A 10,430-nucleotide genomic window follows, 5' to 3' on the forward strand; every position below is an offset into this window, starting at 1 on the left:
CATGAAACTTCAAGGTTTGCGCTGGTGGGTCATTGCATTAATTGCGTTGGCAACCATTATAAACTACATCGACCGTCAAGCCTTAAGTGTGCTGTGGCCTGATATAGTAGAAGAATTATTCCCCAACGAATCTGCACTTGAGCGTAAGCAGATTTATGCCAACATTTCTATCGTGTTTGTATTTGCTTATGCGTTTGGCCAAGCTATTTTTGGTAAAATATTTGATTGGGTTGGTACGCGTTTTGGCTTTGTTCTGTCGATAGGTGTGTGGTCACTTGCCACCATTGCACATGCATTTGCACAGGGCGTTCTTAGCTTGAGTGTTTTTCGCGCCATTTTAGGTGTAGCAGAAGCGGGCAACTGGCCGGGCGCCGCAAAAGGGAATGCAGAATGGTTTCCAACCAAAGAACGGGCATTAGCACAAGGTATATTTAATTCAGGTGCAGCGATTGGCGGTATTATAGCGATCCCCCTTATTGCCTATCTAACGGTGTATTTTAGCTGGCAAATGGTGTTTGTCGCTGTGGGTATTATGGGCTTTTTGTGGTTAGTGCCTTGGTTAGTGTTAGTTAAAGCACCACCTGGATCACACCCGTGGCTTAGTGAAGAAGAAAAGCACTACATTTTATCTGGCCAGCGTCGTGAAGTGAATGAAGAAGGACAAGAAGAGGAAGAATATAACCCTTCGACTAAAGAGCTGTTAAGCAGAAAGGAAAGTTGGGGTGTGATCATCGCATCAGCGGCAATTGACCCTATTTGGTGGTTATTTGTGTTCTGGATCCCAATCTATTTAAACGAAGTGTATGGCATGGATGTTAAATCTATTGGTATTTACGGTTGGGTGCCTTATGTGGGAGCCATGTTTGGCGCGTGGTTTGGCGGTTTGTTAGCGCAAAATCGTTTAAAAGCTGGTTGGAGTACAGATAAAACTCGTAAGCTAACGATCACCTTAGGCTGTTTGATCATGTTGCCTGCATTGCTTGCAATGGCGAACCCTGGCGAGCCTGTTGTCGCTGTTCTAATCATGGCCGTTATTCTATTCGGTTTTCAAACAGCGATAGGTAATGTACAGACTCTACCAAGTGATCTACTTGGCAAAAAAGCCGTCGGATCCTTGTCTGGTTTTTCAGGCATGGCGGCAAAACTCGGCGCTGTTGGCCTCACCTCTTTAGTTCCTTATTTAACCGCTGGCGGAAATTATACGCCTGCGTTTGTTATTGGTGCCTCTTTGGCTATTACTGCAATGTTGGCCGTCTGGATTTTGATTCCAAAAATTGAGCCTTTAAAAGCACCCAAGTAACAGCGTGTTTAGCGGCAGAGCAACCAAAATCCTGCCGCTTACTTACAACAAGGGTAAGTTAATAAATGAAAAAAATATTCTTTTTAGGCGAGTGTATGCTCGAGCTTAGAGCGATTGATGAGAGTACGCTCAACCAATCATTCGCAGGTGATGTATATAATTCTGCCGTGTACCTTAAGCGCTGCTTTAACAGTATTAACTCGGCAATTGTGACCGCATTGGGCACCGATGCAATCAGTCAAAAAATGCGCCACTGCTTTGTGCAAGAACAACTAGGTACACAATTAGTGTTTGCTCATTCAGATAAAGTGCCCGGTGTGTATTACATCGAAACAGATGATCAAGGAGAACGCAGCTTTACTTATTGGCGTAATGATTCAGCGGCAAGAAAGTTGATCGATTTTTATAATCCCACAGTTATTGATGAGCTTGCGTCAGGCGACATGCTTTTTTTCTCAGGAATATCGCTTGCTGTTATAGAGCCCGATACTCGCGCTATTTTTTGGCAATCCATTCATACTTTAAAAGCTGCCGGTGTGAAGGTTGTTTTTGATCCTAATTATAGAGCGAGATTATGGCAGTCTGTTGAAGAAACTAAGCAGCAGTATGCGCTTGCTTTTCAGTGTGCAGATATCACGCTACCGGGCGTAGAAGATTTACACGCTTTGTATGGGGTGGATTCGGTTGAAGATGTCCTTGCGCACCTTAGTGATTATGACATCAACGAAGTGGTTATAAAAAATGGCCCCGAATCAGTATTAACCATGGTTGATGGCCAATTACAACGCCACACAATTACACCGGTAGATAATGTTGTTGATACAACGTCAGCAGGCGATGCGTTTAATGGTGTTTACCTAGGAGCTCGGTTATCTGGGCTGCCAGTGTGTGAAGCGGTTAGTAAAGCCGCAAAAGCTGCTGCGGTCGTAATCCAACAGCCGGGCGCAATTACCGCAAAAGCGGTTTTCAATCAGGCTATGGCTGATTCGTAATATGTAACTTAAACAAAAAGGCCCCAATGTAATGCCTGAGTCTTTTTGTCTCAACACATAATAACTATTAAGAGAGATACAACTATGACTCGTTTTACTGAACTCATGTCAGGACAAACACTGCTACCTTTAATTCAAGCCGACAGTGTTGATCAAGGGGTGAATATAGCCAAAGCAATGGCGGCGGCAGGACTAGGTTTAGTGGAAGTCGTGTTACGCACGGATGCATCGTTAGCGACAATAAGGGCTATCAAGGAAGCCGTACCTTCATTAAAAGTGGGCGCAGGTACAGTCATCAATGCTGAAATTTTACAGCAGGCACTTGATGCGGGTGTTGATTTTATTGTTACTCCGGCGGTTTCACCTTTACTACTTGAATCATTAAAACAATGCTCAGTGCCCGTCGTGCCTGGTGTGTCTAACACCGCTGATATTTTACTTGCATTAGAAGCAGGTTTTACTGAGCAAAAGTTATTTCCTGCTTCATTATCAGGGGGCGCACCATTTTTGAAAGCAGTGTCAACCGTATTTCAAAGCGTTACATTTTGCCCAACAGGTGGGGTCAATGCGCAAAATAAACATGAGTACCTTGCTTTAGACAATGTAATTGCCGTCGGAGGTACTTGGGTTGCGCCTAAAGAGTGGGTTGAACAAGAAAACTGGCAGGCGATTACCGATGCCTGTGTTGAGGCAAACAAAGTATAAGGGATAGATAATGGGATCTTTACTAGCCAAAGTGAACCCCGGCGTAATTGTTGGAAATAATGTTACACAAGTATATGCGCATGCCAGAGAGCACCAATATGCGTTACCTGCGGTTAATGTTATTGGTACATCATCGATTAATGCAACCTTGAATGCAGCAAAAAAAGCGCAGTCGCCTGTTATTATTCAACTGTCGAACGGTGGCGCGCAATTTTTTTGTGGCAAAGGTCTTGCCTTACCTGAGCAACAAAGTGCAGTGCTTGGTGCTGTAAGTGCGGCTAAGTATGTTCATAGTGTCGCTGAGCATTATGGCGTGCCGGTTATGTTGCATACGGATCATGCTGCGAAAAAGTTACTGCCGTGGATTGATGGCTTATTAGATGAAGGCGAACGTTATTTTCAGCAAACAGGGCAGCCTCTTTTTAGCTCACATATGATCGATCTTTCTGAAGAGCCATTAGAAGAAAATATAGCAATTTGTGAGCGTTATTTAGCGCGTATGGCAAAAATGGGCATGACCTTGGAAATTGAACTAGGGTGTACTGGGGGCGAAGAAGATGGCGTGGATAATAGCCACCTTGATAGCGCATCCCTTTATACGCAACCTAAAGAAGTAGCATACGCCTATGAAAGGTTAAGTAAAGTCAGTGCTAACTTCATTATTGCAGCCTCGTTTGGCAACGTTCACGGCGTTTATAAACCGGGCAACGTTGTTTTAACCCCCCGTATTTTAAAAGACTCACAAGCCTATGTTTCGCAAAAGTTTAACCTGCCCCACAATAGCTTAAATTTTGTATTTCATGGTGGTAGTGGTTCAGAGCAAGAAAAAATAACAGAGTCATTAACGTATGGCGTTGTAAAAATGAACATTGACACCGATACGCAATGGGCGTGTTGGGACGGCGTACTTAATTATTATCAAAACAATAAAAATTACTTACATAGTCAAATAGGTAACCCAGATGGCAACGATAAGCCGAATAAAAAATACTATGATCCGCGAGTGTGGTTAAGCCATTCAGAGCAAAACATGACGATGAGATTATTACAGTGTTTTACCGACCTTAATTGCGTTAATAGGTACTCATAATGAAACGACTAATCCCAGTTTTAAAAAATGATGGTGTGGAAACAGATTTAATTATGTTGATCCGCACTATTTTAGCGACCAGTAAAGAGATTGCATTTCGTGTAGGCCAAGGAGAACTTGCAGGGGTGTTAGGCTCTACGCTAGATGAAAATATCCAAGGTGAAGTACAAAAAAAGCTCGATGTGATTGCCAATCAGTTACTCAAAGATATGTTACTTGAGGAAGATTCGGTTGCTGCTATTGCCTCCGAAGAAGAAGATCATGCTGTGCCAGGTAATCCCGATGGTCGCTATATTGTTGCTTTTGACCCGCTCGATGGTTCTTCAAATATTGATGTAAATGGTCAAATTGGCACTATTTTTACCATTTATGCGAAGCGTGATGATGTGCCCCATGACAGTGATGAACAGTTTGTTCAAGCAGGTATAAAACAGCTGTGCGCAGGCTATGTGCTTTATGGCCCTTCCACTTTGTTAGTGATGAGCACAGGTGGCCCAACACGCTGTTATACGCTGGATTTAACTCATGGCGGCTTTTTGCTAACAACCCCTGAAATGACCGTTGCGCACAAAAGTAAAGAGTTTGCTGTGAATATGGCTAACTACCGCTATTGGCATGAAACTATTCAGACTTATTTCGATAACGTACTGTATGCGAGCCAAGCGTTTGAAAAAAGCTCAATGCGCTGGAGTGCCGCTATGGTAGGGGATATTCACCGTATTTTATCAAGAGGCGGCACATTTCTGTATCCAGAGGACAAACGTGCGGGTAATGACAATGGCAAAATAAGGCTACTTTATGAAGCCAATCCGCTGTCGATGTTGATTGAAAACGCAGGAGGACAAGCTAGTTCTCGTGGTCAGCGAATTTTAACCATAGAGCCACACAGTCTTCACCAGCGAGTAGCGGTTGTCATGGGGTCATCTTCTGCTGTGGCATTTTTTAATCGGACTGTTTATGAGTCATAACAAAACAGTGGTGTATTTTGAGGCGATGCGTTATGACAGGTGTTAATCAGATACAGCAAACCCCAGTGTAAGTTTAACGAGATCTTCTTTACTGGCATGAATACGATCAATGATAAACGGGTGTCAGTTTTGGTGCGCAACTCGGTGCTCATATTTGGCAAGCTGCCCGTTATGAATTGATTATTTGGTTAACCAATTTGTTTTTTTTGAATTTTACTACTGCTACATTAGTCTTAAAGGTAAATTAATTCAGCAATAGAATTAATCCTGTAATTATTTAAATTGCTATTTATCAATGCCTTACTTTTATATCTGCACGGTGACTTATTGGTAATGTAAATTGGTCGACTTTTTTATTAAATGTTATTACCAAAAGGGTTGATCTTTTTTTGTTCAAGTGTAATTATTTGGTTAACCTTTTGTGAAAGCGAACGGCCAATGACAACAAATATAAACCAAAGCATTCGAACACACAGGAAACACTATGAAGCATAAATTATCTAGCGTTACATTAGCGATACTTTCAGCTACAGCATTGAATGTTGCATCAGCGCAAGAAGCAAAGCAGCAATCTGTGGATGAACTTGAAGTAATTGAAGTGTCAGGTATCAGGCAGTCGCTTACTAATGCATTAGCACAAAAACGTTCAGCCGCAAGCCTTGTAGAAGTGATAGAAGCCGTAGATATTGGTAAGTTACCGGATCAAAATTTAGCTGAAGTATTAGAAAATGTAACCGGTGTACAGATCACGCGTCAAGCAGGTGTCGGCACGGGGGTACAAATTCGTGGTACGAATGCGAATCGTACAGAAATTAATGGTGTTTCTACAGTGGGTTCCGGCTCTGGTAGAACAGGTATCAGTTTTGAAGATGTGTCGGCATCGATGATCTCTGGTGTTGAAGTGATTAAATCACCAGAAGCTAAAACAATAGAAGGATCTGTAGGAGGCACAATTAACCTTCGTACAATCCGCCCATTGCAACTTAATGATACGTTAGCAGCTTTTCGCGTACAAGCTGAAGACAGCAGCCTCTCCACTGATAGCATTAAACCAAGAATATCGGGTTCTTGGGGTGACAATTGGCAACTAGATTCTGGTGGCGAATTTGGCGCTGTATTCAGCGCAAGTTATGCAGAGCAAGACGTAACAGCATTTCGTCCTCGAGCTGATCGCGATAACTCCGTCGCAGCGGGGAGTGATGCAGCAAGTGCCCAGTCTTTTGACTTTTTACCTATTCAATTCTTGATTCAGGATTATGATAATTACGAGTCAGAAACGGTTAACTTTGCTGGTACGCTAGAATGGGCACCTAATGAGAACACCAAGTTCTTTTTTGATGCCGTGATGAACGACCAAGACAGACGTCAAGAAAGCTCACGGGTTCAAGCCTCTGGTGTGAGTGACCTTCGTAATGTTGCAGCTCCTAGCGAATTTGAAACGGTTGATTTTGGCGTATTAGACGGCCAAGATTTAGGAAGTATTCAAGCGGCGTTAAAAGGTGTTATCCCTGTTGAAGACGGGGGAGCAGATCCTAATTTACGCTTTTCAAGTGATACAAATGCACGTCAAACTGATAGCCAAATATTTCGATTGGGTGGGCAATGGCAGGGTGATAAGTTATTTGTGAGTATGGAAGCGTCATCGTCACGCTCTGATTCAAATACACCAAGCTTCAATACAACATTGAACTTCATTAACCCTAATGTAGCAACCAATGACTCGAACGAAAATGGCACCCCTTTTGAATATGACTTGAGCGGGGGAGCGCTTGCATTTGGTATTGCCCAAGGTGAAGCAAATGCGCCAACCAGTGCACAGTTACTAGACCCTGCAAATGTTGTATTACGCGATGTAAACCAAGGGCGTGATACGACAGAAAATAAAGAAGATGCGATCAGAGCTGATTTTAATTATTACTTTGACAGCATGATCACGTCGGTCGATTTTGGGTACCGTTATAACAGATCAAGCAGCACCTCAGATCAAGTACGTAATAATGTGGGCTTGCGTAAAATGGCAGATAGCCCATCAGGTGATTTATTTGCAGAGTTGCTGGTGGCCGGGCCTGATAATTTTAACAAAGCAGACGGGCGAACACTCTTTATAAAAGACTTTTTATTAGTTAACCCTGAGCTTGCCGGCTCAAACCCAGACTATGTACTTGAAGTATTAAATGATGCGATTACAGCAAATAATGCGCTTACAGGTTCTGATCGTGCGCCAATCAGTTCGCCTACATCTCAGGTGAGTGCATTTTTTGACATTGAAGAAACAACGCATGCATTGTACGCACAAGCAAATTTCGAATATGAAATGTTTCGAGGTAATGTTGGCGTACGATATTTACAAACGGACATTACGTCAACAGGTAACTCAGTAACAACCGACGATGATGGGAATCAAGTCGTTTCACAAGTCGTGTCTGAAGCGGATTATAATTTTGTATTACCACGTATAAACATCAGCGCAGACGTGTCTGAAGATGTGTTAGTTCGTTTGGGTTGGTCTAAAGATATTCGTCGCCCTGATTATGACGACTTATCTACGTCCGTGTCATACAGCACAAGTCCTAATTCAGCGGTTGCCATTGGTAACCCAGGCTTAGGGCCAGAAGAGGTAACATCGTTTGATATTTCAACCGAGTGGTACTTCGCTCCTTCAGCGTTAGTAAGCGTGGGTTATTTTCATAAAAAGCGCAAAGACCTGCATGTTACAAAGCAAGTTGACCCCTATGAAGACCCAACCACGGGATTTCGTGATGTTGTAGGACCAACCTGTGAAGCCGGTGGCACATTTAACCCCATTGCTGATATTAATGTCTTTGGGCCAGAGCCCGGAGTTGGTTTGTGTGTGCCTACTCAAACGACAGTTAATGATGCTGATACACGCACCCAACAAGGTATTGAGTTGGCATTTCAATATGACTTATCTGAATTCGAAAGCGACTTAGGCTGGGCATCAGGCTTTGGCGTGATGGCTAACTATACGTATCAAAAATCATCAGGAGGTGAAGCAATTGATAATGCAACGAGCCGTGCAAACGCCGTATTTGCATTAACAACGGGCATTGAGAACATTGATGTCTCTGCCAAACAGCCGCTTTTAGATCTTTCTGAAAACGCATATAACTTTACCTTGTACTATGAAAAATATGGTTTTTCAGCGCGTGCAAGATACACGTGGCGAGAAGGTTACCGCTCAGAAGACTTTGGCAGTACATCTAGTTACCCATGGGGCTTCCCAGTTGTTCAAGAGGACCGTGGTCAGTTAAACGCAAGTGTTAATTATGATGTAACCGAGCAATTTAGTGTTGGTATAGAAGCCGTGAACTTAACGAAGTCAGATGTGAGTCAGTCTTGTGTTAACGAAGGATCATTACTGTGTTATCAAGGCTTAACAGATCGTCGTATTACTTTTGGTGCAAGTTACCGTTTTTAATAAGTTAATTGTGTGAGTACCAATTGGTAATTGGTATAAAAGCAAGCCACTAGGCTTGCTTTTTTTTTGCATTATTTTTAGGTGTACCCAACGCTTAAAACATTTGTGTGCGTACATTTAATAAAATGTATATTGGCTGTTTAGCCTATTTGAAAGCCGTTTTATTAAATAATCATAGCAGAAGGCGGGGTCGTTAAAAAATAAGACAACACACATAGCAAAGGCACAGTTATGTGCCTTTTAGGGAATAGAAAAGTAAGATTTATTGAGTTAAATGAGAGATAGAATACAAGCCACGCGTTTCACTTGTTTTACGTTTTATTTCTTCAAGGGCCTTTTTCTCGCTTGCGGCAAAGAGTGAATTAATTAAACGGTTAAAGTGGTTGTGCATGGCTTTACGGGCTGCCGATGAGTCATGGCTGGCGATAGCATCATAAATACATGTGTGCTCTTGTAAACGCTGCTCGTCGCTTTGTGAACACACATCGTCATAGGCCGCGATGATTTGTGGCTCGCTGCGTCTTAACTTCCACAAGTTTTGAATTGACATGAAAATTGCGTTGTTACGGGTCGACTTAGCAATGATCTCATGAAAGCGTTGATCAGCTTCAATCGCCATTTCTGGCACTTGCATATCATCTAAACTTTGCTTTAAATCGGCCAGTTCGTGATCTTGAATTGTTGCCGCTGCTAAGGCGGCAGCTTCAGCTTCAATGAGTGCTCTGGCCTGTGTTAGTTCAAATGCACTAATAGGCTTATCGCTAGCCTCTACTTTATTAGTGTCTGTAACAAATACACCCGAGCCGGTCTTAACTTCAACACGGCCTCTGACTTCAAGTGCAATAATAGCCTCTCGAATTGTAGGCCTACTTACTTGATGAGTTTCTGCTAATTCTCGTTCTGCAGGTAAACGGCTTCCAACATGATAGACACCTTGATCTATTGCGGCTTCTAACTTATCAACAACGTTCCAAAAACGTCTACGCCTTTTCATTTTATATTCCCCAAGTTTAGTAAACGGTAGATGCACAGCTTTGATGTGGATAATAATTAAGCCGAACCGAGTAGGCTAAATCACTCCACAAATTGGTAAAAAAGTTGGTAAAAAAATTAATCTAATTGGTAAATTACATTTCTTAGTTTAGCTTGTCAATTTGCTTTTGTTTTAAATTTAGCTGCAAACAGACGATTGAAACTGCTTTATTTAAATTATTCAGCGCTGAAGAGGAGATGTTGTCATCCGAGAATATTTTTTCATCAATATAATTAGTGGGTTAAATGTATTTATGAACGTTTTCTGTTGGCATGGTATTGCTAGTCGTTAAATCAGTGATGGAAAAATAAACAGCCAAAATGCGAGGGCTAACTTTATATAACTCGGTATAAATAAAGGGCTCCCAGTGTATTCGTTGAGTAAAATTAAAAGAACAAGTATGCATTCTATAGGGTTGGAATTTACGCTTGAAAATATGATATTTCCTTATGAGCGCTATTGAGTATCATTTATTATTAATTTAATCGCTCAATACAATTAACCTAAGGCAATTAACTACCCGTTAAATGCTTATTCATGGCGTACGTATTATCAAGCTGTTGCTCTATTAAGCAATAGCTGCCTGAATGAAATAAGCCCTGTAACCTCAAACTTTTTTATTGTAGATGCAGGTACTGTGCTTTTTTTAGCTAACGCCTCGCGTGACATCTTTGCTTTTTTGCGGCGCTCTTTTAAATGCTCAGCAAAAGCCAGCTGCACATCACTTTCGCTTAATAATTAATGATAGAACCTCGCGAACTTGATTGGACATTACTGTGTCCATTTTTGGGTTGTAAAGTTAATGGTTGAATGCGAATTAACTAATATGATTTTTATTGATTGAGATCAACAAGGAAACCCAGCATAAAATGCATAATTTGCGGCTGCAAATTTATGCTAGAA

At 41.9% G+C, this 10,430-nt stretch carries 8 protein-coding genes; 6 read left to right on the forward strand and 2 right to left on the reverse strand.

What is annotated here, in order from left to right; all coding sequences use genetic code 11:
- Position 1 precedes the first annotated feature (1 nt).
- From HJP15_RS02280 to HJP15_RS02305, 6 genes are all read left to right on the forward strand, one after another.
- On the forward strand, positions 2-1,300 hold the full coding sequence (locus HJP15_RS02280) for an MFS transporter (protein ID WP_054452335.1): 1,299 nt from the start codon (positions 2-4) through the stop codon (positions 1,298-1,300).
- Positions 1,301-1,365: 65 nt separating this feature from the next.
- On the forward strand, positions 1,366-2,292 hold the full coding sequence (locus tag HJP15_RS02285) for a sugar kinase (RefSeq protein WP_170172969.1): 927 nt from the start codon (positions 1,366-1,368) through the stop codon (positions 2,290-2,292).
- An 84-nt stretch (positions 2,293-2,376) separates the two neighbouring features.
- On the forward strand, positions 2,377-2,997 hold the full coding sequence (eda, locus tag HJP15_RS02290) for a bifunctional 4-hydroxy-2-oxoglutarate aldolase/2-dehydro-3-deoxy-phosphogluconate aldolase (RefSeq protein WP_054204092.1): 621 nt from the start codon (positions 2,377-2,379) through the stop codon (positions 2,995-2,997).
- Between the two features lie 10 nt (positions 2,998-3,007).
- Positions 3,008-4,087, forward strand: a complete 1,080-nt coding sequence (gene fbaA, locus HJP15_RS02295) for a class II fructose-bisphosphate aldolase (RefSeq protein ID WP_054204093.1) — start codon at positions 3,008-3,010, stop codon at positions 4,085-4,087.
- Complete coding sequence (locus HJP15_RS02300; protein ID WP_170172970.1) at positions 4,087-5,055, forward strand: class 1 fructose-bisphosphatase; 969 nt, start codon at positions 4,087-4,089, stop codon at positions 5,053-5,055. Before fbaA ends, HJP15_RS02300 begins: the two co-directional genes overlap by 1 nt.
- A 484-nt stretch (positions 5,056-5,539) precedes the next feature.
- On the forward strand, positions 5,540-8,494 hold the full coding sequence (locus HJP15_RS02305; RefSeq protein ID WP_170172971.1) for a TonB-dependent receptor: 2,955 nt from the start codon (positions 5,540-5,542) through the stop codon (positions 8,492-8,494).
- 262 nt (positions 8,495-8,756) lie between these two features.
- Here the strand turns inward: HJP15_RS02305 and HJP15_RS02310 are convergent, their stop codons facing one another.
- Positions 8,757-9,488, reverse strand: a complete 732-nt coding sequence (locus HJP15_RS02310; protein WP_054204096.1) for a FadR/GntR family transcriptional regulator — start codon at positions 9,486-9,488, stop codon at positions 8,757-8,759.
- Positions 9,489-10,079: 591 nt separating this feature from the next.
- Positions 10,080-10,247: a helix-turn-helix domain-containing protein gene (locus HJP15_RS02315; RefSeq protein WP_502706955.1), complete on the reverse strand. Its 168-nt coding sequence runs from the start codon at positions 10,245-10,247 to the stop codon at positions 10,080-10,082.
- Positions 10,248-10,430 lie beyond the last annotated feature (183 nt).

It is taken from the genome of Pseudoalteromonas sp. NEC-BIFX-2020_002 (genome assembly GCF_013002825.1).
GTDB classification, from domain to species: Bacteria; Pseudomonadota; Gammaproteobacteria; order Enterobacterales; family Alteromonadaceae; genus Pseudoalteromonas; species Pseudoalteromonas neustonica.

Coding starts and splice junctions, on each gene's coding strand:
- HJP15_RS02285 (WP_170172969.1), top strand. CDS start 1,366: ATGAAAAAAATATTCTTTTTAGGCGAGTGTATGCTCGAGCTTAGAGCG.
- fbaA (WP_054204093.1), top strand. CDS start 3,008: ATGGGATCTTTACTAGCCAAAGTGAACCCCGGCGTAATTGTTGGAAAT.
- HJP15_RS02310 (WP_054204096.1), bottom strand. CDS start 9,488: ATGAAAAGGCGTAGACGTTTTTGGAACGTTGTTGATAAGTTAGAAGCC.
- HJP15_RS02280 (WP_054452335.1), top strand. CDS start 2: ATGAAACTTCAAGGTTTGCGCTGGTGGGTCATTGCATTAATTGCGTTG.
- HJP15_RS02305 (WP_170172971.1), top strand. CDS start 5,540: ATGAAGCATAAATTATCTAGCGTTACATTAGCGATACTTTCAGCTACA.
- HJP15_RS02300 (WP_170172970.1), top strand. CDS start 4,087: ATGAAACGACTAATCCCAGTTTTAAAAAATGATGGTGTGGAAACAGAT.
- eda (WP_054204092.1), top strand. CDS start 2,377: ATGACTCGTTTTACTGAACTCATGTCAGGACAAACACTGCTACCTTTA.